We start from the raw sequence: 26,085 nt of genomic DNA on the forward strand, positions 1-26,085 counted from the left end.
AAGAAAAAGAGGAAACGCATGACGCAGGCCAAACCCGATCTGCTCTCGCTCGCGACGCGCTTCGCGCAGTTGCCCGATGCGCAGCGCAAGGTGTTCGTCGCGCGGCTCGCCGACGCGGGCATCGACTTCCGTATGCTGCCGATTCCGCCTCGCGCAAGAAGCGAGGGCTGCGACGAGCCAATGAAGGGCGTCGCCGCGTCGTTCGCGCAGACGCGTCTGTGGCTGCACGCGCGCATGATCGACGAGCCCGCCGCGTATCACATCACCGAGCGCATGCAACTCGACGGCGCGCTCGATGCGAACGCGCTGCGCCTGTCGTGCGATGCGTTGATCGCGCGTCACGAAGCGCTGCGCACGACGTTCTCGGAAGGCGCGGACGGCGTGCTGCAAACCGTGCATGCACCGATGCGCTGTCCGTGGCAATCGGTGGATCTCACGCATGTTCCCGTCGCGGAGCGTGAGGCGCGTGCCGCCGCGCTTGCACTCGCCGACGAATCGCGCGCCTTCGATCTCGCACACGCGCCGCTCGTGCGCGCGCATCTGATCAAGCTCGACGCGAACACGCACTGGCTTTCGCTGACGACGCATCACATCGTGTCGGATGGCTGGTCCGCCGATATCGCGCTGGCCGAGCTCGCATCGTTCTATCGCGCGTATGCACGGGGCGAGGCGGTGTCCGTCGCGCCATTGCCGATTCAATACGCCGATTACGCGCTCTGGCAGCGTCGCTGGCTCGATGCGGGCGAGCGCGAACGGCAACTCGATTTCTGGCGCAAGCGGCTCGATCCTTCGCGCGACGTGCTCATGTTGCCGGGTGCGGCAGCGCGTCCCGGCGAACGCAGCGCGCGCGGTGCGCGTCATGTATTCACGCTCGATGCGGCGCTTGCCGCGCGTCTGCGCGGCTTCGCCAACGAAAGCCGCGCGACGCCTTTTGCCGTGCTGCTTGCCACACTCGATGCGCTCTTCGCGCGCGCATCGGGCGAAGCGCATATCCAGATCGGCGTGCCCGCTGCGAATCGCGAACGCGCGGAGACGGCGGGGCTGATCGGCTTCTTCGTCAACACGCTGACGCTCGCGGCGCGGGTCGATGTAACGCAGCCGTTTTCGACACTCGTCGATGCCGCGCAAGGCGCGCTCGTCGATGCGCAATCGCATCAGGACGTGCCGTTCGAGCAAGTGGTCGAAGCGCTCGGCGTCGTGCGCAGCGCGAGTCATCATCCGCTGTTTCAGGTCATGGCGGCCTATGGCGCGCGTCGTTCGTTGCCTCTATTCGCCGATGTGCGCGCAACCGAATTGCCTTCCGGCACGCCGTTCGCGAAGTTCGATCTGACCGCGAACTTCGAGGAACGCGCGGATGGCTCGCTCGATGCCGCGTTCATCTATGCGCTCGATCTCTTCGATGCCGATGCGATCGGGCGTCTCGCGCGCCGCTTCGTCGAACTGTTGCGCAATGCGCTCGATGCGCCGCACACGCTCGTCGGCGATCTGCAATGGCTGCCGCAGGACGAGCGCGCGCAGCTCGAGGCATGGAATCGCAATACGCCTGAACGCGCGCCGGAATTCATCTCCGTGCAGGAACGTATCGCACGTCATGCGCGGGCGGTGCCAGATGCGCGCGGCGTCGCGGATATGGAGCGAGCCTTCACGCGCGGCGAAGTCGATGCGCGCGCGACGCGTATCGCGCAACGTCTCATCGATGCGGGCGTGCGTCCGGAAATGCGCGTGGGCGTCGCGTTGAGCCGTTCGGTCGATCTGCTCGTGGGCCTGATCGCGGCGCTGAAGTCGGGCGGCGCATTCGTGCCGCTCGATCCAAGCCATCCGCGCGAACGGCTCGCGCAGATTCTCGGCGATGCGCGCATCGAGCATATCGTCACCGAGCGCGCGAGCCTCGCTGCGCTGCCCGTGCCCGCGAACGCGCGCATCCTGCTGCTCGACGATGAAAGCCTCTACGCCGACGATCACACATCGCGCGTCGCATTGCCCGAAGTCGCGTCGGAACAGGCGGCCTACGCGATCTACACATCGGGATCGACGGGCAAGCCGAAGGGCGTGATCGTCGATCACGGTTCGTTCGCGCGGCATTGCGTGGCGATCGCCGAACGTTATGGCGCGACCGAACGCGATACGTTCATGCTGTTCCAGTCGGTCAATTTCGACGGTGCGCACGAAGGCTGGTTCTCGCAGTACATCTCGGGCGCGGCGGTCGCGATCACTGCCGACACGCTCTGGCCGCCCGCGCTGACATGCAAACTCATGCGCAAGGAAGGCGTAACGATGACCTACGTGCCGCCGGGCTGCGCGACGCAGCTCGCGGAATGGGCGCTCGTGCACGGCGCACCGCCCACGTTGAAGTCGATCACGGTCGGCGGCGAAGCGACATCGCGCGAAGCCTTCGCGTTGATGCGCCGCGCGTTTCCGAACGCGCGCATCGTCAATGGCTACGGTCCGACTGAAACTGTCATCACGCCGATGCTGTGGATGTTCAATCCCGGCGACGATCCCGCGAAGCTCGCGGATTGCGCGTATCTGCCGATCGGCACGCTCGTCGGCGCGCGTACCGCGCATGTGCTCGATGAGCGTTTGAATCCGCTGCCCGTCGGCGTGATCGGTGAGCTATATCTCGGCGGCGAAGGCGTCGGCGTTGCGCGCGGCTATCTCGACCGTCCCGCGCTGACCGCCGAGCGCTTCGTGCCCGATCCGTATGGCGAGCCGGGCGCGCGTCTGTATCGCACGGGCGATCTCGTGCGACGCCGCGCGAATGGCGTGTTCGACTTCATCGGCCGCGTCGATCATCAGGTGAAGCTGCGCGGCTTGCGTATCGAGCTCGGTGAAATCGAAGCGCAGCTCGCCGCGCATGACGATGTGCGCGAGGCGTGCGCCGTGGTGCGCGGCAAGGGCGCGCAAGCCGCGCTCGTCGCGTATGTCGAATTGAAAGCCGATGCGCGCGAACGCGCAACGCTCGGCCGTGCCGCCGATGCCACCGAACTCGATGCGCATCTGCGCCGCACGTTGCCCGATTACATGGTGCCGGCGCATATCGTCGTGCTCGATGCATTGCCGCGCAACGCGAACAGCAAGGTGGATCGCGCGATGTTGCCCGAGCCGCCGAAGAAGGAGCGCCGCTACGAAGCGCCTTCAGCGGGGACCGAAGCCGCGCTCGCGAAAATCTGGCGCGAAGTGCTGAACGTCGAGCGCGTGGGACGTGCCGATCATTTCTTCGAACTCGGCGGGCATTCGCTCGTGGCCGTGCGGGTCGTGACGCGCATCGCGGAGATGCTCGGACGCGATGTGCCGGTGCGCGCGCTGTTCGAAACGCCGGTGTTGTCGCAATACGCGAAGCGAGTGCAGCAGGCGAGTGCATGCGAAGGCGCAGCGGATACGGTGCAAGGCACGTTCGAGCCCGACGAGAACGGCATATGGCCGCTGTCCGCCGCGCAACTCGGCCTCTGGTTCCTGTGGCGGGCGCAGCCGCAAAGCGCCGCGTACAACATTCCGGTCGCGGTGAGACTGCGCGGTCCGCTCGATGCCGACGCCTTGCGCGAAGCGCTCGCGCAAGCGGCCGCGCGTCATCCGGCGTTGCGCACGCAACTGGTCGAGCGCGAGGGCGCGGCGCCGGGTCAGCGCATCGCGCCGATGTGGCGTTTCGAGTTGCCGGTAATCGATGTCGCGGGCCGCGTCGATGAGGCGAAGCGCATCACCGATGAAGACGCGCTCACGCCCTTCGATCTCGCGCACGCGAAGCGTCTATGGCGCGCGCGTCTGCTGCGCATCGACGACGACGATCACGTGCTGTCGCTCGTCGTGCATCACATCGTGTCGGATGGCACATCGATCGATCTTTGGCTCGACGATATCCGCGCGACGTACGTAGCGTTGCAGAAGGGCGCGTCGGTGGCGGAGCGCGTATCGAATGCGCTGGTGCTGCCGTCGTCCGCGACGGGCGCGCGTCTCGCGTTCTGGCGCAACGCGCTGAAGGCACTGCCCGCGATCGCATTGCCCGCGCCGGCATCGGGCCGCATGGAAGACCCGCAATGGCTCGCAAGCCGCATCGCGTTCGATCTCGACGATGCGCTCGTCGAACGCGGCCGCGCGCTCGCAATGGCATGCCACGCCACGCTGCCGATGCTGCTGCATGCGGCGCTCAACGCGGCCTTGCATCGTCTGACGGGCGCGCTCGATCAGCCGATCGGCGTGCTTGCATCGACACGCGAATCGACGGGCGATGCCGCACGCGATGCGCTCGGGCTCTTCATCAACGCGGTCGTCGTGCGCACGCGCATGTCGACGGACGATACGCCCGCGACCTTGCTCGCCACCGTGCGCGACGCGGCGCTCGCCGCCTATGCACACGCCGATGCGCCGTTCGCCGATGTCGTGTCCGCGTTGAACTCGCAGCGCCCCGGCGCGGCCAATCCGCTCTTCCAGGTGATGTTCAACTACCTCCGCCCGGCCGCGATGGCCGCGCGCGATTGGGCGGGCCTCGCGATCGAAGGCTTCGATGACGTGCGTCATCGCGTGGTGTTCGATCTGGAGCTGGACGTGACCGAATATCCCGATGGCCGCGTGAGCTGCGCGTTTTCCTATGCGAACGAGCGCGTCGATGCTGCGTTCGTCGAGACGCTTGCGCGGCGTTATCTCGCGACTGTCGAACAGTTCGCGCACGCGCCGCATGAAGTATTCGACGCGTGCGAAGAAACGCTCGAAGGTGTTGCGCGTATCGCACCGCAGTCATCGAACGAAGAGAACGAAGCGACCGGCGAAGCGCGAACGCTCGCGACCATCTGGAGCGAACTTTTCGACGGCCAAATCCTCACGCCGCACGACGATCTCTTCGCGGCAGGCGCGACATCGTTCGCCGTCGTGCGCTTCGTCGATGCGGCGCGCAAGGCCGGGTTCGATATTGCCATTCGCGACGTATTCGCCACACCGCATTTCGCGGGCCTCGCCTCGACGCTCGCACGCCGCTTCTCGCTGGCATCGACCAATGACATCTGAGAGACACAGGGAAATGAAGAAAGAAACCGTATTCGATCTGATCGGCGTCGGCTTTGGGCCGTCGAATCTGTCGCTCGCCGTGCGCCTCGCCGAAGAGCGCGGTACGTCGGACATGAAGCAGTGCTACATCGAGCGGCAGCCCGAGTTCGGCTGGCATCGCGACATGCTGCTCGACGATTGCCGCATGCAGATTTCGTTTCTGAAGGACCTCGTCACGCAGCGCGACCCGACGAGCCGCTTCACGTTCATCAACTATCTGTTCGAGCGCGGACGTTTGAACGAATTCGTGAACCTGAAGAACTTCTATCCGACGCGCGTCGAGTTTCACGATTATCTGAGCTGGGTCGCGCAAGCCTTCGACGATCGCGTGCATTACGGACAGAGCGTCACGGCCATCGAACCGGTGTTCGAAGCGAACGGCGACGTAAGCGCGCTGCGCGTCGTGTCGCAGGACGAGGACGGACGTGAATGGCGTCGCGTGACGAAGGCGTTGTCGGTCGGCGTCGGCGGCACGGCGCGCGTGCCGGAACCGTTCGCATCGCTCGGGCCGCATAACGTGATTCATTCGTCGGCGTATCTGAGTTCGATCGAGCGCGTCGCGGGCGATGGCCGCAACGGCAAGAAGCGCATCGCGGTGATCGGCGCGGGACAGAGCGCGGCCGAAGTGTTCTCGGATCTCACGCGCCGTTTCCCGCATGTCGATGCGACGCTCGTGATTCGCGCGAGCGCACTCAAGCCCGCCGACGATACGCCCTTCGTCAACGAGATCTTCAGCCCCGAGTTCACCGATGTCGTCTTCGCGCAATCAGAAGACGGACGGCGCTCGCTGATCGAGCGCTTCCGCGACACGAACTACGCGGTCGTCGATCGTCCGCTGATCGAGCAGATCTACGAAATGCTCTATCTGCAGAAGGTTTCGGATGACACGCGGCATCGGCTGCTGGCGAATACGGTCATCGAAAGCACCGCGCGCCGCGCGAACGGCGAGATCGAACTGACGATGCGCGACGTGCTGACCGGCCACGCGCGCGCGGAGCGATTCGATGCGCTCGTGCTCGCGACGGGCTATCGGCGCGACACGCATCTCGCACTGCTCGACGACCTCGCGCCGCATCTGGACGACGCGCTCGCGCAACGCAATGTCGGCCGCGATTATCGGCTCGTCACGCCTTCGACGTTCAAGGCGCGCATCTATCTGCAAGGCTGCTGTGAAGACAGCCACGGTCTCTCCGACACGCTGCTTTCGGTGCTCGCGGTGCGCTCGGACGAGATCGCCGCATCGCTTGCCGGCGCGGGTCAGGAACACGCCGCGGAACCAGCGGCGGATGCGAGGAAAACCGGGGTGAGCGGCGGCCGCGTGGCCGTGGCTCTTTGACAAAGTAGCGGCGCACAGGAAGCCGCATTGCGATGGAGAGTAGAAGAATGACGTGGGGAAGAGGGACGCGCCGTGCGATTGCCATAGCGGCGAGCATGGCATTCAGCCTGGCGGCCGCCGATCATGCGCTGGCACAGGAACAGGCACAGGAACAGGCACAGGCCGCGCAGCAGGATGCGCCGCAGACGAGCACATTGCCCGCGGTTCGCGTGAACGCGGCGGCGGACAGGAACGATACCGTCGGGCTCGTCGCGCGCAAGAGCCGCACGGGCACGAAGACCGATACGCCGATCGACGAGATTCCGCAGACGATCAACGTGGTCACGTCGACGCAGATCGAGGAAACGGGCGCGACCACCATCAACGAAGCGCTGCGCTATGTGCCGGGCTTTTCGTCGTATGGCTCGGATGTTCGCTCAGACTGGTATTCGGCGTTGCGCGGCTTCACGCCGACGGTTTTCGTCGATGGACTTCAGGTGCCGAATACGCTGAACCTGTCGAGCTGGCGCGTCGATCCGTACATGATCGACAGCATCACGATTCTGCGCGGACCGACATCGGTGCTGTACGGTCAGGGCGATCCCGGCGCGATCGTCGATGTGCAGAGCAAGCTCGCCGATGGCGGGCGTTATCGCGAGGCGGGCGTGCAGATCGGCAACTATGCGCGCAAGCAGGTGATGTTCGATATCGGCGACAAGATCGACAAGGACGGCACCTTGTCGTATCGCGTGCTCGCGGTCGGGCGCGACGGCAATTCGATGACCGGTCCGCACGCGGAGCAGCGCTTCGCGGTTTCGCCATCGGTGCGCTGGCAGCCGAACGCGAACACGTCGTTGACGATCGCGGCGAGTTATCTGCAGGACTGGGGCGATGCATCGAATAACTTCCTGCCCGCGCAAGGCACGGTGCTGCCCAATCCGAACGGCAAGATTTCGGAGAACCTTTATACGGGCGATCCGACCTACTCGTACTATCGCAAGAAGGAATGGTCGGTCGGCTATCAGTTCGAGCACAAGTTCAACGACATCTGGACGTTCCGCCAGAACACGCGCTGGATGCATCTCTCGCTCGACAACGGCGCGGTGTGGGGCGGCGGTCTCGATCCGAGCGATCCGAGCGAGCAGACGCTCGCGCGTTATGCGGGTCTGTTCCAGCCGAACTATAGCCGCTTCGATATCGACAACAACGCGCAGGCGCGCTTCGGCACGGGGCCGCTCGAACATACCGTGCTGCTCGGCTTCGAGTACAACCGCCAGAATTCGACCGATAGCGAATGGCTCGCGCAGGCGCCGAGCCTGAACATGTACAACCCGGTCTATACGCCGGTATCGACCGCGATCTTCAGCGGCCCGGATTCCTTCGGCCAGACGAACACGCGCACGACGCTCGATAACTTCGGCCTCTATGCGCAGGATCAGGTGAAGTGGAATCGCTGGATGCTGACCGTGGGCGCCCGCGAGGACTGGAGCAACACGAAGCAGGACGACATCGTCGGCGGCACGCAACTGAAGCAGGACGACAGCGCGTTCACGGGACGCGTCGGCCTGACGTATCTCGGCGATTACGGTCTTTCGCCGTATATCAGCTATTCGACTTCGTTCAATCCGATCATCGGCGTGAAGATGGCCGATGGCGGCTTGCCTGCGCCGACGAAGGGCCGCCAGATCGAAGCGGGTTTGCGCTGGCAGCCGCCGGGCAAGAACCTGATGCTCGGCGCGGCTGTGTATCAGATCAACCAGACGAACGTCCTCACGCCCGATCCGACCGATCCGACCGGCACGTTTTCCGTGCAGACGGGCGAGGTGCGTTCGCGCGGCATCGAGTTGTCCGCGGTGGGCAACGTGACGCGCAATCTGTCGGTGATCGCGGCATACGTCTATCAGGATGTGAAGAACATCCGCGCAAACGACGTGACGCTCGACAAGTGGCCGGTGTCGATTCCGTTGCCGCGCCAGATGGCGTCGTTGTGGGCGGACTGGACGTGGCATTCGGGACCGCTCGACGGCCTGGGCTTCGGCGCGGGTATCCGCTATCAAAGCGGCCTTGCGGGCGCGGCGGATAACTCGCTCTATATCCCGAGCTATACGGTCTACGACGCGGCCGTTCATTACGACACGCAGCATTGGCGTTTCGCGGTGAATGCGTCGAACATTTTCAATCGCACGTTCGTGAGTGGATGCCAGTCCGATTCGGCCTGCTTCTATGGCAATCCGCGCACGGTGATAGCGAGCGCCCGTTATAACTGGTGATGATCGTCGGCGGCGCGGTTGGCTCATGATTCGCGCCGCCATACTTTCGAGCAGGATTCAATGACGAAGATAAAGCTGGTCTACATCATGTCCTTGCGCAACGCCGCGGCGGATCGCGCGGGACAGCATATCGAATACAAGGGCGGCACGCGCTATATGAAGTCGCCGCTGGAATACCTTGTCGAGCAACTCAATGTTTCGCCTCTGGGCGATCTCTATTCGCTCGAAGGCGTGATCTATGACGATGACGAGGACTCGCCGCGAGATCGCGAAAAGCTCGCAGGATATGGGTTTCGTCATGCGCCGGGCGGGCAGTGGATTCATCCGCCGGAGCTTGCTGTGCAGGGCGTGCGGGTGACGAGTCTGCTGCATGCGATTCCGTCTTCTTATCGGCGTTTGGCCGTGGATGCGGTTGGCGAACGCGCGGTGCAGAAGAGCGTGTTCGAGAAGCGTCTACTCGACAAGCTTCATGCGCTCGATGCGGATTTCGTCGTGCTCGATGGATTGCTTGTGATTCTCGATGAGCTCGTTCGGCCGGGGGCGGAGTTTTGTCGGCGTATCGCGAATATTCATCCGGGCGTCACGCGGTTGGGCTCGCCGTTTGAGCGGCGCGGGGCTTATGCGACGCTCGATGCGCTTTATGGCGCGCGGGGTCAGCGCGTGGCGGACTGGAGCACGATGCGCGTGCAGTCCGCTCCGGTGATCGATCGGACGGGGGCTTCGTTTCATTACGTCGATAACGGGATCGATTCGGGGGAAGTGATTTTTGATGTGCTCGGCACGAGTATCGATCCTGCTGACACTATTCTCGAATTGCGCTGGAATAACTTTCAGCGGAGTTTGTTTCCTGCGCTTGAAGGGGGGCTTTTGGCTATGGCCGAAACGCTTGCCGGGGATGTTGTTTAGGGGTTTTTTTGTTTTCGCCGGATCCCGGTTTCGCGGTGGTCTATTAGCACTGCCCCTCCCCGGGGCGGGGGTCACTTTCTTTGCTGCTGCAAAGAAAGTAACCAAAGAAAGCAGCTTCTCATCGCCCGCGGTCACACGCACGTTGGCCATGCTTGCCAGCAGGAAGCGGCCCTCGCCTAAGTGTCGCCCTCAAAGGCCCACTCGGGCTTGGATCGCGCACGGTCTGCCGAGCTAGAGGGTTTAGCGCGCTGGTTCAGCACTAAATAGCTTCGGCACAGCGCTGCGCGCTGCCGTGGGGTTTGCAAGGGAAACCATCTATAGGAGAGGCATCAGCAAAGAAGCACGCGCAGACCCGATTGACCCATCGGCCGCGAAGCGGGCCGGAGCTATTTGGCGCTGAACCAGTGAGGCAAAACATTTGGTGGCGCAGACCGTGCGCGGTCCAAGCCCTTGTCTGCTTGTGGGGGCACTCGCTACTGCCGGGCCATTCAGCCAATCGTCTGTGCCGCGGCCGGTGTGAAGTGCTTAGGCTGGGGATAGCTGTTTCTTTGGTTACTTTCTTTGCAGCAGCAAAGAAAGTGACCCCCGCCCCGGGGAGGGGCAGAGCTAATAGACCGACACGAAAACAGGACTTACCGAAAGCCCAAGCGAACCCAAACCCAAACCCAAACCTACCCGAGACTCAACGATGAACATCCGTTTCGATCCAGACCTAGCCGCAACAGCAAAGCAACCTGCGAACCGCCCATTGACAACATGGAACGCAGACGCGTTGCTAGAAGCGCTATGCGACATCTACTGCAACGAACCTGAGCGCCGCACGGCGACGCTTGCACTCCAGTATTCCGGCACCGACGCACAAAAAGCCGAAGCCCTCGTAACACAAGCGCAAAACCAAAACCTGATCGACAACGCAAAACACGTCGAAGACCATCTGCTCCTGACGACATCCCGCCAGACGTTCTGGCAAATCGCCAAACCGTGGTTGAAGGCGCCCGCATCGAGCGAAACCTTGCTCAGCTACACGCAAACCGGCGATGTCACGCACCCGGTAAGACCCAACAACACCGAAGGCACGATCTACGAACGTCACTTCCCTCAGATCGACATGACCTTCAGCCTGCGCACCGCCGACCCCGACGCGGATTCGCAAGTCTTCAGCGATTGGATGAATCTCGACCGCGTCGCGCACTTCTGGGACCAGCGCGGCACCCGCGCCGAGCACGCGGCTTACCTGAAGGAACGTCGCGAAGATCCGCACATGCATCCGATGATCGGCTACTTCGACGACCACCCCTTCGGCTACTTCGAGTTCTACTGGGCGAAAGAAGATCGCCTGGGCCCGTTCTACGATGCGGGCGACTTCGATCGCGGCCTGCACCTGCTGATCGGCGATGCGCAGTTCCAGAGCGCAGGCAAGCTCAAGGCGTGGTGGAGCGGCGTGCTGCACTACATGTTCATCGACGATCCGCGCACCGAACGGCTCGTCGGCGAACCGCGCGTCGATCATGTGCGGCATATCGCGTACATGCATCGCATGGGCTTTCATACGCTGAAGGAATTCGACTTCCCGCACAAGCGCGCCGCACTCACCGTGATCGACCGCGAAAAATTCTTCAACGATTTTCGCTTCTGAAGCGCGTCGGCCGAATGGGGGCCGGAGCGCAAACGCAGTAACGGCGGCGGATTTGCGGCGTTGCAACATACCCTTAAGGGAAAACCCTTAAATCTGTTACAATGTCGCAAAGTTTGAGGACCTTTACTATGCGCCGCCGTTACGAAGTCATCGAGAAAGTTGCTTTTGCCCTGCTCACGCTGTCCGCCGTCATGGACGCGAGCTACATCACCTGGGAAAGCCACCCCAACTTCCGTGAAAATGTCACGGAAATCGTGAAAATGAGCGCGGATCTTTCGATGGCCAATCCGGGCGTCGGCGAGCCGACTCCGCTGGTCCCGATGGCCTTCAATTAAGCGCCGCCGCACCCTCTGCTTCAGGTCACATACAGGTTATTCGGCGCGCCGCCGCCCGGCGCGCGCTGACTGCTTTATGCTGGCGGCTTCCCGTGCCGTCGCCGCCCAGCATGTCTTCCGCTCTCCATTCGAACGCCGCCTTCGGCGACCAAGTCCGCAGTTTCGCCCGCGCGATCGGGCAAATCGTGCTTCAGCGCAATGCCGCGACCGGCGCGCTCCTGTTTCTCGCGGTCCTGTGCGCGAGCCCGCGCCTCGCGTGCGGCCTTCTGATCGGCACGCTGACGGGCAATGTCATCAGCGTGATCATCGAGGATGACGACGCGCCCGCGTTTCGCGACGCGCTCTACGGCTTCAATGGCGCGCTCGCCGCGCTCGCCGCGTTCGCGTTCATCGGCGATGCGTCGCAGGCGACGGCCGTCGCCATTGTCGCGTCGATGTTCGCGACCTTTCTCGCCAGCAAGCTCACGCACGTTCTTTCGCGCTACCGGTTGCCGACTTTTTCGAGCCCCGCCATCATCGTCACGTGGTGCTGGCTGCCGCTCTTCGCCGATCGCGGCGATACGGGCGCAATCCCGCAAGTCGCCGCCGGCTTTATCCCGATGCTCGAAGCCGCGTTCGCGGGTCTCGCGCCGATCACGTTCGCGACCGGCGCGCTCGCGGGCGCGTTGATCGCGGCGGGATTGTTCGCGTCGCGACCATCGCAGGCAGGCTGGGCGCTCGCGGGCAGCGCGCTCGGCGCGACACTGCACGGCCTCGGCGGCGCGAGCGATGCCGTCGTGCTCTCGGGCGCGTGCGGCTTCAATGCGGCGCTTGCGGCGCTCGCGGCCGCGCCGCTCGGCAAGCGCTATGCGATCATCGCGATCGTCGCCGCGGTGTTGATCGAGCGCGTGATCGATTGCATCGGCATTGCCGCATTGACCGCGCCGTTCGTGCTGGCGTCATGGGCGGTCATCGCCCTGGAGCGGCGCCTGTCCGGACCATCGAAACTAGGAGATTCGCATGTCGTTCACCCACACGCCTGAGCGCAGGATCGCGGAAAGCGGGCCGCGCTCGGCAGCCGAAGCGGCGACGCGCGTCGAACTCGCCGCCGCGTACCGGCTCGTCGCGCTCAACGGCTGGGACGATGTCGTCTACACGCATATTTCCGCGAGCGTGCCGGGCGAGCCGGGGCGCTTTCTGATCAATCCGTTCGGGCTTTCATTCGATGAAGTCACGGCGTCGAATCTCGTGAAAATCGATATCGACGGCAACGTGATCGGCGAGAGCGCGCATCCGGTGAACGCGACGGGCTTCGCGCTGCACGGCGCCGTGCACGCCGCCCGGGAAGACGCCGCGTGCGTGATGCATCTGCACGTGCGCGAGGCGATCGCCGTCTCGGCGCAACCGCATGGCCTGCTGCCCGCGTCGCAACACGCGATGCGCTTTCACGGCCATCTCGCGTATCACGATTACGAAGGTCTCGCGTTTTCGCCGGCGGAAGGCGAACGCCTCGTCGCGAGTCTCGGCGCGCATCGCGCGATGCTGCTGCGCAATCACGGGCCGCTCACGCTCGGGCGCACCATCGCCGAGGCTTATGTGCTGATGGATATGCTCGTCAAGGCGTGCGATATTCAACTTCGCGCGCTCGCGGGCGTGAGCAAGATGATCGTGCCGACGCCGGACGTGGTCACGCGCACCGCGGCGCAATTGCACGACGACGACGCCATCGAAGGCGCGCTCGAATGGCCGGCGCTATTGCGCAAGCTCGATCGCATCGATGCGTCGTATCGCGACTGAATACCGGTCCAACTCAAACAGGAGATCAACGGCATGCCGACATTCAACATTCAGCTATTCGAAGGCCGCACGGCGGAAGAGAAGCGCAAGTTCGTCGAGGCGATCACGCGCACGACGTGCGAGACGCTCGGCTGCGAGCCGGGCTCGGTGGACATCATTCTGACGGACGTGAAGCGCGAGAACTGGGCGACCGCGGGCAAGCTCTGGTCGGAGCAGTAGTAACGACGGCAGAGCGGTTCTGCTCTGCCGTCGGGCGCTAGTCAGCCAGCCATTTGTACAATCCGTAGACAGCCGCACCTAGAGCCAACGGGGCGGCTGCCGTTACGGCGACGCCAGCAGCCATGCCACCACCTACCGCCGCACCTACAGTCGCCAACCCCGACGTGATTCCGGCTGCCGACAGACCGGGAACGCCTAACGCAGCAACGGCGCCGACCGTTCCGACTGCGCCGGCCGTCGCACCTGCACCGGTCACGAGCATTGCTTCTTCATCTTTTTTCATTAGTGCTCCAAAATTTATTGCCGCTCATTGAGAGGGGCCTCTTGAGTTTTTAGCATTATCAACAGAATGCCTGTTGGATTTTCCCCTCTAAGGCTCTCGCTGCAAATACGGAAAATCTTACTATGGTGATTCTTTTGGCGACCGATTGGTAAGGGGCGCGCAAGTCTGCCTGTTGTCTGCTATGAGTGAGAAAACGCAGCCACGTGGCTGCGTTTTCTCAACGAGCTTTACGCCGATGCCTTCACGGCAAGACGGAACTTGTGCAGCAACGGTTCCGTATAACCGCTCGGTTGCGTGCGTCCTTCGAACACGAGCGCGCACGCGGCCTTGAACGCGAACGAGCTGTCGAACGAGGGCGCCATCGGGCGATAGTACGGGTCGGCTTCGTTCTGCTTGTCGACGACGGCGGCCATGCGTTCGAGCGTCTGGCGAACCTGCTCTTCCGTGACGATGCCGTGACGCAGCCAGTTCGCGATGTGCTGGCTGGAAATGCGCAAGGTTGCGCGGTCTTCCATCAGGCCGACATCGTGAATGTCCGGCACCTTCGAGCAACCGACGCCCGAATCGACCCAGCGCACGACATAACCGAGAATGCCCTGCGCGTTGTTCTCGATTTCGTTCTTGATGTCCTCTTCCGACCACGTGGGCTTGTCGACGACGGGAATCGTCAGCAGGCCATCGAGCAGCTCGTTCTTCTGGCCGTCGTAGTCGATGCTTTCGAGTTCCTGCTGAACCTGCTGCACGTCGACCATGTGATAGTGCAGCGCGTGCAGCGTGGCTGCCGTGGGCGAGGGCACCCATGCGGTGTTCGCGCCGGCCTTCGGATGCGCGATCTTCTGTTCGAGCATCGCGTGCATGAGATCGGGCATCGCCCACATGCCCTTGCCGATCTGCGCGCGTCCGCGCAAGCCGGTGTTCAGGCCGACGAGCACGTTGTTGCGCTCATACGAGCTGATCCACTTCGACGACTTCATGTCGCCCTTGCGCATCATCGGGCCGGCTTCCATCGACGAATGCATCTCGTCACCGGTGCGGTCCAGGAAGCCCGTATTGATGAACGCGACGCGCGCGCCCGCCGCCGCGATACACGCCTTGAGGTTGACGCTCGTGCGGCGCTCCTCGTCCATGATGCCCATCTTGATGGTGTGACGCGGCAGTCCGAGCAGGTCTTCGACGCGCGAGAAGAGCTCGTCGGCGAACGCCACTTCGGCGGGGCCATGCATCTTCGGCTTCACGATATAGATGGAACCCGTGCGCGAGTTCATCTTGTTCTTCAGATCGTGCAACGCGCCGAGCGTGGTCATTACGGCATCGAGGATGCCTTCTGGAATCTCTTTGCCGTCGCGGTCGAGCACGGCGGGGTTCGTCATCAGATGGCCGACGTTGCGCACGAACAAGAGCGAACGTCCGTGCAGCTTGAGCGTCGAGCCGCTCGGCGCGGTGTATTCGCGATCCGGATTCATGCTGCGCGTGAAGGACTTGCCGTTCTTCGTCACCTGCTCGGCGAGATGGCCCTGCATCAGCCCGAGCCAGTTGCGATAGAGCTGCGTCTTGTCGGCGGCATCGACGGCGGCGACCGAATCCTCGCAGTCGATGATCGTGCTCACCGCCGCTTCGATGAGCACGTCCTTCACATGCGCAGCATCCGTCTTGCCGATGAAGTTGCTCGCGTCGATCTGAATCTCGAAGTGGAGGTCGTTGTGCTTGAGCAGGATCGCGACGGGTTCTTTCGCGTCGCCCTGATAGCCCGCGAATTGCTCGGCGTTGGCGAGGCCGCTCTTGGCACCGTCCTTCAGCGTGACGACGAGCTTGCCCTGTTCGACGCTGTACTTCGTCGCGTCGGCGTGCGAGCCGTGCGCGAGGGGCGCGTTGTCGTCGAGGAACGCGCGCGCATAGGCGATCACCTTCGCGCCGCGCTTCGGATTGAACTGCGCGGTGCGCTCGGCGCCGTCGCTTTCATCGATGGCATCGGTGCCGTAGAGCGCGTCGTAGAGACTGCCCCAGCGGGCGTTGGCGGCGTTGAGCGCATAGCGCAGGTTCGAGAGTGGCACGACGAGCTGCGGGCCGGCCTGCTCGGCGATTTCGCGATCGACATTGGCGGTGCTCGCCTGCACATGCGCGGGCGCGGGCACGATATAGCCGATCTCTTCGAGAAACTTGCGATAGGCGCGCGGATCGCGCACCGGGCCGGGATTGCTGCGATGCCAGTTGTCGAGCTCGGTCTGAAGACGGTCGCGCTCGGCGAGCAACGCGCGGTTTTTCGGCGCGAGATCGTGGACGATGGCATCGAATCCCTTCCAGAAGGACGCGCTATCGACGCCCGTGCCGGGGATGGCTTCTTCATCGACGAACTTCGCGAGATTCGCGTCGACCTGAAGGCCGTGTTGTTTGATCATGTCGGTCATGGGCACTCCGGCTGAGTTTGCTGCTGCACAGGGGTTTGGGGATGGGCAGGTAGCTATGGTAGCGCGTCTTGGGGGAGGATCGAAGCGTGGCGGCGTTGCAAGCGGTGTGCCTGTGCGCGCGCGGGACCGGAGCCGCGCCTGATGGAATCGCCCTGTAGGACGCTAACTGGCGCTCTTCAGTTCGATGGCGAGCGACTCGAACTGTTTGCCGAGCGCAGGCAGGTCTTCACGGACCGTCACCCAGACGACGCCGAAATCGATCTTATGGTAGCCGTGCGTCAGAGCGTTTCGCATTTCGTACGCGGACTGGAACGGGACTTCGGGATGCTGGGTGACGAAGGCGGGAAAGTATCGGCGGATATTTCGACACGCTTCGCCGATGACTTCGATATTGCGGACCACGGCGTCTTGCACCAGCTCGTCATCGCTGAAGGCTGCTTCGTTTAACGCGTCGGTATAGCGGGCGATTCGTCCGATCGCCGTTATAACGTGATCGACGTATTCGCTTAACGTAAGCGCGTCCCGGCTCATACCGGAATGGCGCCTGCGATGATCGCATCGCGAGTCCGGTCAGGCAGCGAGCGGGGAGTCAACACATCCACTTTCACGCCAAGCAACTCGCGCAACTCATGGCGCATCGCACCGATATCGAGCAGTGATGTTTTCGGGGTAGGGTCGATCAGGAGATCGAGGTCGCTTTCCTCCGTGTCTTCACCGCGTGCGACTGAACCGAAGATGCGTGCGTTCTTCGCGCGATGCGCTTCGATAATGCGACGGATCTCGTCACGATGAGCTTCTAGTGCGATTGAGGGCTTCATGGTTATCTGGAAGGTTGATCCGCTGCGCGAGTCAACGGCTGTACGGTGTCCGTCTCTTCGGCGTAGAACCGCGCATGCAGTCTAGCATAGCGATTTTGCCGTAGCGTCTCGTGCGAAAGGGCGGTCCCGCCTGACTCGACTTCAAGCCTATGAAGGGGCCACGCGCCACTCAATGAAGCGAAGACGCGTCGGCGCCGCAGCAGTGTTTGTACTTGCGTCCGCTGCCGCACGGGCACGGCTCATTCCGGCCGATTTTCTCCACTTTCAGCCGCGCCGTTTGCGGCACACCTGCATTCGCTCTTGCCCTTCGGTGCGGTTCGAAATAGCGGTAGATGTGGCTCAGGCCCCCGATCATCATTGTTATCACGTCTTCCCGATTTTCGAGTCCTTTCGGGTTGGTGCGTGACTTGGGGTCCGGATCATGCTCGTGACACAGCATCAAGATAGGCACCAACGATCCAGCGTGGTCGTCGTCATCGAACAACTCGTGCCAGCTTCCGTGCCGCATCTCTACACCGCTCATGAAGCCGATGGCCCACTCATTGGCCAAGGCAGTGCCGTCTTCGTCCACTGACAGCACCGGAAAATAAAGCGCCTCTTCATCGTAAAGCGTTCGCTCGAGTTCATCTGCGATCGTGTTCCAGTGACGGATCATCATACCGAGGATCTGCTCGCCTTCCTTGTTGGTCGTGAAGGGGACGCTATTTCCCAATACGGCGGAGAGCCATTCGTTGGGCATGATCAATTCAGGGCCGCAAATGAGCGCGGCGAAAAAGCCGTCCATCATTTCGACGGTCATCGCTTCGTCGCCGAGGGAGTCGAGAAAGTCTTCCAGGCGATCGAATTCCCGCTCGGTCAGCGGATTTCCAGTGCGGTCTTTCATTGGTTTGCCCGATGGATGCGCGAGTCGAACACCGATTCGCCACGGACTCCATTATACGAATCCGGTCTGACCGAATCGGCCCGGCTTCCGCATCGTCGAACGCGACGGAAGCCGGGGCGCGCCGCAAACGCGCTTACAGCAAGTCCTCGATCATCACCGGCAGCTTCCTCACGCGCACGCCCGTCGCGTGATACACCGCACCCGTAATCGCCGCCGCGATTCCCGCCAACCCGATCTCCGCGATCCCCCGCGCGCCGAGCTCGTTGAAGATCGTATCGGGATAGTCGAGGAACGTGACGTCCATCTTCGGCGTATCGGCGTTGGTCGCGACGACGTAATCCGCGAGGCTGCTGTTGACCGGCGCGCCGCTTCGTTCGTCGTAGACGGTGTGCTCGAAGAGCGCCATGCCGACGCCCATCACGACCGCGCCTTCGATCTGATTGCGTCCCGCACGCGGATTGAGGATCTTGCCCGCATCGATCACGGTGACGACGCGGCTCACCCGCAGACGCGCCGTCGACGGTTCCCACGTCACTTCGGCGAAGTGCGCGCCGTACGAGTGGATCGACCACTTCTTCTTCAGCGGATCGTCGAAGCCGCCTTTCGCGCTGCCGCTACCCGACGCCGCATGCAGCTTCGCGGCTTCGAGAATGCGCCCGAACGGCACGCCGCTTTCGGGCCGCTCGTTCTTGCGATGCACATGCCCGCCGCTCATCGCGAGCTCGTCCGCCTTGGCGCCCGCGAACGGCAATCCTTCCGCCTTCACGGCACGCGCGAGCAGCGTCTTGATGGCCGCGCGAACGGCGTCCGATACCGCCGGAATCACCGAAGCCGTCGCCGCCGATCCGCCCGACACAGGACCGAGCGGCAGCGACGTATCGCCGAGACCGACTTCGATCTTGTCGAGCGGTATGCCCGTATGCTCCGCGACGAGCTGCGCGAGGATCGTGTACGTGCCCGTGCCGATATCCTGCGTGCCGCACGCGACGCGCGCGGTGCCATCCGAACGCAGATCGACGGTCGCGTCCGCCGAAAAGCGCAGACCCGGCCAGCTGCACGCGCCGACGCCCCAGCCGAGGGTGAGACCGTCGCGCGTCATCGAGCCGACTTCCGGCGTGCGCTTCGACCAGCCGAACTTGTCCGCGCCCGTCTTCAGGCACTCGACGAAATGCCGCGACGAAAACGGCAGACCGCTGCTTTCATCGACGCTCGGCTCGTTTCGCAAACGCAGCTCGACAGGATCGATCTTCAACGCGATGGCCAGCTCGTCCATCGCCGATTCGAGCGCGAAGAGGCCGGGCACCGCGCCGGGTCCGCGCATCGACGTGGGCGAGCCGACATTGCGCTTCACGGTGCCGCCCGTCACGCGCAGATTGGGCGTGCTGTACATCGACGGCGTCGCTTCGCCGCAGTCTTCCGCGTAATCGTCGGCGATGGCTTCGTGATTCACGAAGTCGTGCTGCAACGAGACGAGCTTACCGTCCTGCGTCGCCGCGAGCCGCACGCGCTGCTGCGTGGTCGGCCGGTGCCCGACGTTCTGGAACATCATCTTGCGCGACAGCACGAGCTTGACGGGCCGCTCCAGTTGCCGCGTCGCGGCCGCGGCGAGCAGCGAATGCGGCCACATCCACAGCTTGCCGCCGAAGCCCGAGCCGAGATAGCGCGAGATCACGCGCACCTTCTCTTTCGGCAGGCCGAGCATCTGCATCAGCGTGCCCTGATGGTTGGCCACCGCCTGACTCGTCTCATAGAACGTGTAGCTCTCGCCGTTCCAGTGCGCGACGGTCGCGTGCAGCTCGATCGGGTTATGCGTTTCGACCGGCGTCACATAGTCTTCGTCGATCTTCACGGGCGCATCGTCGAACGCCTTGTCGGGATCGCCGCGCTCGCTGTGCACGTCGAGCTTCTTGTCCGTATCGAGCGTCGCGCTCACGTCGTGCGGCGTCTTGTCGTAGCCGACCTTGACCGCGCCGGCCGCGGCGCTCGCCGCTTCGAACGTGTCCGCGACCACGAGCGCGACGTATTGCCCGTAGTAGCGAATCACGTCGTCTTCGAACGGCGGGCGATTCTCGTCGACGAAACCGGTATCGATCGAATTGCCGGAGATGCGATAGAAGCGGCCGATATTGCCGCGATGAAGAATCAGCTTCACGCCGGGCATGGCTTGCGCGGCGGCGAATTCGAGCGACGTGATCCTGCCGCTCGCGATGGTGGCGCCGACCGGCACGGCGTACAGCATGCCGGGCAAGTCGATGTCGGAAGTGTAAGTCGCGCGGCCGCAGACCTTCAGCGGTCCGTCGATGCGCGACTGGGGCCGTCCAATGAAGGACTGCGTGATGTCGGGCGCGGTGGACATGTTCGGGTTCCTCGGTCGGGTTCAGGATGTTTGCGTGACCATCTTGAGCGTATGCACGATGCAGCGCTTCGATAGCTCGACCTTGAAGCCGTTCTCGCTTTGCGGCTTCGCATCGGCGAGCGCGGCATCGGCGGCGCGCCTGAAGGTGGCTTCATCGGGCGCGGCGTCCTGCAGTTCCTTCTCCGCCTCGCGCGATCGCCACGGCTTCGTGCCGACGCCGCCGAGACCCACGCGCGCATGGGCGATGCGTCCATCCTTCACGCCGATCACGACGCCCGCCGACGCCAGCGCGAACTCATACGACGCGCGATCGCGCAGCTTGAGATAAGCCGAGCGCGCGCCTTCGACCGGCGGCGGCAAGGTGACGTGCGTGATCAGATCGCCGGCATCGAGCACGTTCTCGCGATCGGGCGTGGCGCCGGGCACGAGGAAGAATTCATCGATGGGAATCGCGCGCTTGCCGGCCGTGCCTTCGATATGAACCGTCGCTTCGAGCGCCTGCAGCGCCACGCACATGTCCGACGGATTGCTCGCGATGCACGACTCGCTCGTGCCGAGAATCGCCATCATGCGATTGAAGCCCTGAATCGCCGAGCAGCCGCTGCCCGGCTCGCGCTTGTTGCACGGCGATGTCGTGTCGCGGAAATACACGCAACGCGTGCGCTGCAGGATGTTGCCGCCGGTGGTCGCCATGTTGCGCAACTGCACGGACGCGCCGGCCAGCACGGCTTGCGACAGCACCGCGTAACGATCGCGAATCAGCGGATGATGCGCGAGATCCGAGTTGCGCGAAGTCGCGCCGATAAGCACGCCGCCGTCCTTCGTTTCCTCGATCTTGTCGAGCGGCAGGCGGCTGATATCGACGACGCGCATCGGCCGCTCGACGTTGAGCTTCATCAGGTCGAGCAGCGTCGTGCCGCCCGCGAGAAAGCGCACTTCCGCGCCTTGCTGCGCGGTATGCGCGAGCGCGCCTGCGTTGATCGCGTCGCGCATGTCGCGCGCGCGGGAGAGTCGGAACATGTCCATGTCGGCGCTCCTTATTTCGACGACGGCTTGGTCGCCCGCACCGACTGGATCGCGCTGACGATGTTCTGATACGCGCCGCAGCGGCACAGATTGCCGCTCATCGCTTCGCGCACGTCGTTGTCGCTCGGACCGATGGGTTCATCGAGCAGCGCCACCGCCGACATCAACTGGCCGGCCGTGCAGTAGCCGCACTGATAGCCGTCGCATTCGACGAACGCGGCCTGCAGCGGATGCAGCGCCTCGACTTCGCCGATGCCTTCGATCGTCGTGATGGTGTCGCCATCGCAGGCGGCTGCGAAGCACAGACACGAGTTCACGCGGCGGCCGTTCACATGAACGGTGCATGCGCCGCATTGGCCGTGATCGCAGCCTTTCTTCGTGCCGGTCAGATGAAGATGCTCGCGCAATGCATCTAATAGCGTCGTGCGCGGATCGATCGACAGCGTATGGCTGCTGCCGTTGACGGTGAAGGTGAACGTGGCGGTGGACTCGTCGGCTTTGGCTCGCCGCGTCTTGTTGGGTGTGTCGGCTTGCGTGGTTTTCGATTGGGGGATGTGACGTTGTGGCATCGGGCAATCTCCTGGAATTGTGCAGCAAGCTGCTGCACGAATGCGGCGATGAAGCGGCACGGCTGAGAGAGGCGAAGATGCGGCGAAGCGTGTCGGGCGCCGAGGGCGCGAAGGAAGGGCGGCGAAAAAGGGTCTGTGCTGCGGGCGCAGGACCTTCGGGCGCCGGCGATGCGGCGAAGACGACACTCAGCCAGTATAGGCACCTGACGCGAAACTTTCCCGATCGAAAGCCTGGCGCGGGCCACGAGATGCTGCGGGCGCACGAAGCATGCCCGCAGCGGCGAAGCGGTTCAGTGCGTGAGCACGGCCCGCGCGACGAGCGACAGAAGGAACTCCCCGACCGTCGTGAAGACGACGAGCGCCACGAGGATCAGGATCAGGCGAAGAATCATCTGCATCGTGGCGCTCCAAAAAAAATGGCCGCATGCGCGGCCGGAAGGAGGGGTTGGGTCAGTCAGTCTTTAGCGTAAGCGCGCTTTCTTAATTCAGACTTAAGCGGACCGGATTTCCGTGCGGGCCGCCCATTCTCCTTCCTTTGCGAGCGCAATGCAGCAGGCTTACCGCAGCGCGTCGCTATAGCGGTCGCGCAGCGGGAGAATCGTCAGGAGCGCGACCGCGCTGCCGAAGATCACGTAGTAGCAGATCGAGAGCGGGTCGCCCGTGGTCATCGTCAGCCATTGCACGATGGCCGGCGCGAAGCCGCCGAAGATCATCACCGCGACGTTGTAGCTCACCGAGATGCCCGTCGAACGCACGCTCGAAGGCAGCAGTTCGGAGATGAACGCCGGATAGCAGCCCTGGAAGATGCCGAGATACGTCATCAGCAGCGCCTGGCAGACGATCAGCATCGGCAGGCTCGGATGCGCGGTGAGCACGGCGAAGATCGGATACGCCGTGACGAGCGACAGCGCGAGCGCGGTCGCCATCAGCTTCTTGCGGCCGACGCGATCCGACAGCCGGCCGAAGATCGGGCAGCAGACGAGATACACGAGCGCGCCGATCGTCGAGCTGATGAGGCCGTCGGTGAGCGCCATGTGCAGCACGCGCGTGGCGTGCGTCGGCAGATACAGCAGGAAGATGTACGTGCCGATGGTGCCGAACACCGTGAGGCCGAAGCCCGCGAGCACGGGCATCCAGTGCTTCGTGGCGGTGTCGCGGATCGGCCGCGTGCTCAGTTCGTTCTTCTGCGCCTTCTCGACGAACACCGGCGATTCATCCAGTTTCGAGCGCAGATACAGGCCGACCGGCACGATGAGCAGACCGCAGACGAACGGAACGCGCCAGCCCCAGCTATTCAGATGCTCGGGGCTCAGCGTGCGCGTGAGCACCGCGCCGAAGAACGCGCCCGCGAGACTCGCCGCCGCTTGCGCGACCATCTGGAAGCTGCCGAAATAGCCGCGCTTGTTGGCGGGCGCGTACTCGACGAGAAACGCCGTCGCGCAGCCCACTTCGCCGCCCGCCGAGAAGCCCTGAATCAGGCGGCCAAGCAGCATCAGCAAGGGCGCGGCGATGCCGATCGCGGCATACGTCGGCGCGAACGCGATGATCGCGATGCCGACCGCCATCAGCGAGATCGTGAGCGTGAGCGCCGACTTGCGCCCGACGCGATCCGCGACCGCGCCCAGCACGATGCCGCCGAGCGGCCGCGTCAGAAAGCCGACGCCGAACGTCGCCCAGGTCGCGAGCAGCGAGATGGTGGGGTTCGTCGCGGGAAAGTACAGCTTGGCGATGATCACGGCGAAGAAGCCGTAGACCATGAAGTCGAACCATTCGAGCGCATTGCCGATGGTCGATACGACGATCGCTCGGCGGCCGGACATGTTGATCGCGGCGTTCTCTTCGGCCGCGTGGGCTGCGGGTAGTACGGTGCTCATCGAATGCACTCCGTGGGCGTGGGGCGATTGATCAGGGGCGACGACATCCGCTTTTATGTCGGCTCGCACCATGCACGCGAGCCGCTGCAACACGCAAACATTACGCCGAGTTGAAATAAGAAAATATAGAATTTCTGAACTGACACTCAAGGAAACCTGATCGAACGATCCGGGTTCTCCCCAACGCACGATGAGCAACATTCGCTTTTTGCGCACCTTCATCGCCGTCGCGCGATACGGCTCCTTCGCCGCCGCCGCCGAGAAAGTCGCGCTCACGCAAGCGGCGGTGAGCATGCAGATGCAATCGCTCGAAGACGATCTGAAGCGGCCGCTCTTCGACCGCGTGGGGCGCACCAACCGGCTGACGAACATCGGCAAGCAGGTCTTGCCGCAGGCGGAGCGCATCGTCGCGCTGTACGACAGCATGCGTCTCACCGGCCTCGACGATGAAATCGCCGGATCGGTCGCCATCGGCGCAGTCGATTCGGCGATGGGCGCGCTCGCATCCGTCGTCACCGAATTGAAAGGCCAGTATCCGCGGCTCGATGTGCGGCTTTTCACCGGCAAGGCGCTCGCGCTCGCGCCGCAAGTGGAAGCGGGCGAGATCGACGCCGCGGTGATCGTCGAGATGGCGGGCAAGACGCCGGCGAGTCTCAACTGGACGCCGCTCTATTCGGAGCCGCTCGTCGCGGTCGGTTCGCGCGCCATCGCCCCGGTCAGCGTGGCCGACATGCTCGCGAGCCGGCCGTTCCTGCGTTTCGATCGCGCGCAGCGCACCGGCGCGCTGATCGGTCGCGCGCTGAAGCACAACCGTCTCGCGGTGAACGAGTTTCTCGAACTGAATTCGCTCGAAGTGATCGTCGAACTCGTGCGGCAGGATGCGGGCGTTTCCGTCGTGCCGCTGCTCGAATACGGCTCGTGGGCGAGCGATCCGGCGTTGCGCGTGCTGCCGCTCGCGAAGAACACGCCGCGCCGCGTCGTCGGCATGCTGGAGCGCAGGATTCACGACCGTCATGCGGTGATGAGCGTCGTGCAGGAACGCATCCGGATGCGTTCGCGTGGCGCGATACCGGCGAAGGAAAGCTAAAGCTTTCCTTAAGTCACGGACAAGAAATATCAGCTTTCGCTGTTATTTCCGGCCATCGACAATGCTTCGGTCACTCAATCACACACGAGGCAAGCATGTCGATCATTCCCGAGATCGCCCGGTCGCGCGACGAGATTCAGGCCATTCGCCGCGATATTCACGCGCATCCCGAACTCTGCTACGAAGAAGCGCGCACCGCCGAACTGGTCGCGCAGAAGCTCGAGAGCTGGGATATCGAAGTGACGCGGGGGCTCGGCAAGACGGGCGTCGTCGGCGTGTTGAAGAAAGGCGCGAGCAAGCGCGCGATCGGACTGCGCGCCGACATGGATGCGCTGCCGATTCCCGAGCTGAACACCTTCGCGCATGCGTCGCGCCACGAGAACAAGATGCATGCGTGCGGCCACGACGGCCACACCGCGATGCTCCTCGGCGCCGCGCAATATCTCGCGAAGCATCGCGACTTCGACGGCACGGTCGTCTTCATTTTTCAGCCTGCGGAGGAAGGCGGCGGCGGCGCGAAAGCGATGATCGAAGACGGCCTTTTCGAGCGTTTTCCCGTCGATGCCGTGTTCGCGCTGCATAACTGGCCGGGCATGGCGGCGGGCGAATTCGGCGCGCGTGTCGGTGCGACGCAGGCATCGAGCAACGAGTTCGAGATCCGCATCGAAGGCGTGGGCGCACATGCCGCGATTCCGCACGATGGCGTCGATCCCGTGTTCACCGCGCTGCAGATCGGCACGGGCTTGCAGAGCATCGTGACGCGCAACAAGCGGCCCATCGACGCCGCCGTGCTCTCGATCACGCGCATGCAGGCGGGCCACGCGATCAACGCAATCCCGACGACCGCGACGCTTGCCGGCACCGTGCGCACGTTTTCCGTCGATGTCCTCGATCTGATCGAGACGCGCATGAGGGAGATCGTCGCGGCGACGGCGACGGCGTATCGATGCAAGGCCGAAGTCAGTTTCGTGCGCAACTATCCGCCGACGGTGAACACGGAAGCCGAGACGCAGTTCGCGCTCGGCGTGATGCAAAAGGTCGTCGGTGAGGACAAGGTGACTACGAACATCGATCCGACGATGGGCGCCGAGGACTTCTCGTACATGCTGCTGGAGCGGCCTGGCTGCTACGCGTATATCGGCAACGGACTGGGTGCGCATCGCGATCACGGTCATGGAATCGGACCGTGCATGCTGCACAACAGCAGCTACGATTTCAACGATGACGTCCTCACGCTCGGCTCGACGTACTGGGTGCGTCTGGTCGAAGCATTTCTCTCGCGCGCCTGAGGAG

19 protein-coding genes are annotated in these 26,085 nt (G+C 63.5%); 11 read left to right on the forward strand and 8 right to left on the reverse strand.

The window, feature by feature from the left end:
- The first annotated feature begins 18 nt into the window (after window positions 1-18).
- The 9 genes from QCE73_RS19670 (at window position 19) to QCE73_RS19710 (ending at window position 13,491) form a co-directional block, all read left to right on the forward strand.
- Window positions 19-4,995: a non-ribosomal peptide synthetase gene (locus QCE73_RS19670; protein ID WP_309883200.1), complete on the forward strand. Its 4,977-nt coding sequence runs from the start codon at window positions 19-21 to the stop codon at window positions 4,993-4,995.
- A 13-nt stretch (window positions 4,996-5,008) separates the two neighbouring features.
- Window positions 5,009-6,370: a lysine N(6)-hydroxylase/L-ornithine N(5)-oxygenase family protein gene (locus tag QCE73_RS19675; protein ID WP_309883201.1), complete on the forward strand. Its 1,362-nt coding sequence runs from the start codon at window positions 5,009-5,011 to the stop codon at window positions 6,368-6,370.
- Between the two features lie 47 nt (window positions 6,371-6,417).
- Window positions 6,418-8,619 carry a TonB-dependent siderophore receptor gene (locus tag QCE73_RS19680; protein WP_309883202.1) on the forward strand — a complete coding sequence of 734 codons (2,202 nt, stop codon included), beginning with the start codon at window positions 6,418-6,420 and terminating at the stop codon, window positions 8,617-8,619.
- Window positions 8,620-8,679: 60 nt separating this feature from the next.
- Complete coding sequence (locus QCE73_RS19685; RefSeq protein WP_309884169.1) at window positions 8,680-9,525, forward strand: N(5)-hydroxyornithine transformylase PvdF; 846 nt, start codon at window positions 8,680-8,682, stop codon at window positions 9,523-9,525.
- Window positions 9,526-10,213: 688 nt separating this feature from the next.
- Window positions 10,214-11,161, forward strand: coding sequence for a GNAT family N-acetyltransferase (locus QCE73_RS19690; RefSeq protein WP_309883203.1), 948 nt, complete (start codon window positions 10,214-10,216; stop codon window positions 11,159-11,161).
- 128 nt (window positions 11,162-11,289) lie between these two features.
- Complete coding sequence (locus QCE73_RS19695; RefSeq protein WP_035508654.1) at window positions 11,290-11,496, forward strand: hypothetical protein; 207 nt, start codon at window positions 11,290-11,292, stop codon at window positions 11,494-11,496.
- Window positions 11,497-11,606: 110 nt separating this feature from the next.
- Window positions 11,607-12,518, forward strand: coding sequence for an urea transporter (locus tag QCE73_RS19700; protein ID WP_309883204.1), 912 nt, complete (start codon window positions 11,607-11,609; stop codon window positions 12,516-12,518).
- On the forward strand, window positions 12,496-13,272 hold the full coding sequence (locus QCE73_RS19705; RefSeq protein ID WP_309883205.1) for a class II aldolase/adducin family protein: 777 nt from the start codon (window positions 12,496-12,498) through the stop codon (window positions 13,270-13,272). Before QCE73_RS19700 ends, QCE73_RS19705 begins: the two co-directional genes overlap by 23 nt.
- A 33-nt stretch (window positions 13,273-13,305) precedes the next feature.
- Entirely contained in the window at window positions 13,306-13,491 is a 186-nt protein-coding gene (locus QCE73_RS19710; RefSeq protein ID WP_016347879.1) for a 4-oxalocrotonate tautomerase, read from the forward strand.
- Window positions 13,492-14,001: 510 nt separating this feature from the next.
- Here the strand turns inward: QCE73_RS19710 and QCE73_RS19715 are convergent.
- The 8 genes from QCE73_RS19715 to QCE73_RS19750 form a co-directional block, all read right to left on the reverse strand.
- A complete protein-coding gene (locus QCE73_RS19715) occupies window positions 14,002-16,179 on the reverse strand; it encodes a malate synthase G (protein WP_309883206.1) in 2,178 nt (725 codons plus the stop codon).
- A gap of 162 nt (window positions 16,180-16,341) precedes the next feature.
- Window positions 16,342-16,710: a DUF86 domain-containing protein gene (locus QCE73_RS19720; RefSeq protein WP_309883207.1), complete on the reverse strand. Its 369-nt coding sequence runs from the start codon at window positions 16,708-16,710 to the stop codon at window positions 16,342-16,344.
- A complete protein-coding gene (locus QCE73_RS19725; RefSeq protein ID WP_035508667.1) occupies window positions 16,707-16,997 on the reverse strand; it encodes a nucleotidyltransferase family protein in 291 nt (96 codons plus the stop codon). The genes QCE73_RS19720 and QCE73_RS19725 overlap by 4 nt, the downstream gene beginning before the upstream one ends.
- A gap of 169 nt (window positions 16,998-17,166) precedes the next feature.
- A complete protein-coding gene (locus QCE73_RS19730; RefSeq protein WP_309883208.1) occupies window positions 17,167-17,880 on the reverse strand; it encodes a UPF0149 family protein in 714 nt (237 codons plus the stop codon).
- A gap of 133 nt (window positions 17,881-18,013) precedes the next feature.
- A complete protein-coding gene (locus QCE73_RS19735) occupies window positions 18,014-20,236 on the reverse strand; it encodes a xanthine dehydrogenase family protein molybdopterin-binding subunit (protein ID WP_309883209.1) in 2,223 nt (740 codons plus the stop codon).
- Window positions 20,237-20,257: 21 nt separating this feature from the next.
- Complete coding sequence (locus QCE73_RS19740) at window positions 20,258-21,262, reverse strand: xanthine dehydrogenase family protein subunit M (RefSeq protein ID WP_309883210.1); 1,005 nt, start codon at window positions 21,260-21,262, stop codon at window positions 20,258-20,260.
- A gap of 11 nt (window positions 21,263-21,273) precedes the next feature.
- Entirely contained in the window at window positions 21,274-21,831 is a 558-nt protein-coding gene (locus tag QCE73_RS19745; RefSeq protein WP_309883211.1) for a 2Fe-2S iron-sulfur cluster-binding protein, read from the reverse strand.
- Between the two features lie 557 nt (window positions 21,832-22,388).
- On the reverse strand, window positions 22,389-23,705 hold the full coding sequence (locus QCE73_RS19750) for an MFS transporter (RefSeq protein WP_309883212.1): 1,317 nt from the start codon (window positions 23,703-23,705) through the stop codon (window positions 22,389-22,391).
- Between the two features lie 190 nt (window positions 23,706-23,895).
- Here QCE73_RS19750 and QCE73_RS19755 point away from each other — a divergent pair, with 190 nt between their 5' ends.
- Together QCE73_RS19755 and QCE73_RS19760 are read left to right on the forward strand one after the other, a co-directional pair.
- The gene (locus QCE73_RS19755) at window positions 23,896-24,792 is read left to right on the forward strand and encodes a LysR substrate-binding domain-containing protein (RefSeq protein ID WP_309883213.1); all 897 of its coding nucleotides are present in this window, start codon (window positions 23,896-23,898) and stop codon (window positions 24,790-24,792) included.
- Window positions 24,793-24,887: 95 nt separating this feature from the next.
- Entirely contained in the window at window positions 24,888-26,081 is a 1,194-nt protein-coding gene (locus tag QCE73_RS19760; protein ID WP_309883214.1) for a M20 aminoacylase family protein, read from the forward strand.
- The last annotated feature ends 4 nt before the right edge of the window (window positions 26,082-26,085 follow it).

The sequence above is a fragment of the Caballeronia sp. LZ029 genome, assembly GCF_031451275.1.
Lineage (GTDB): Bacteria > Pseudomonadota > Gammaproteobacteria > Burkholderiales > Burkholderiaceae > Caballeronia > Caballeronia jiangsuensis.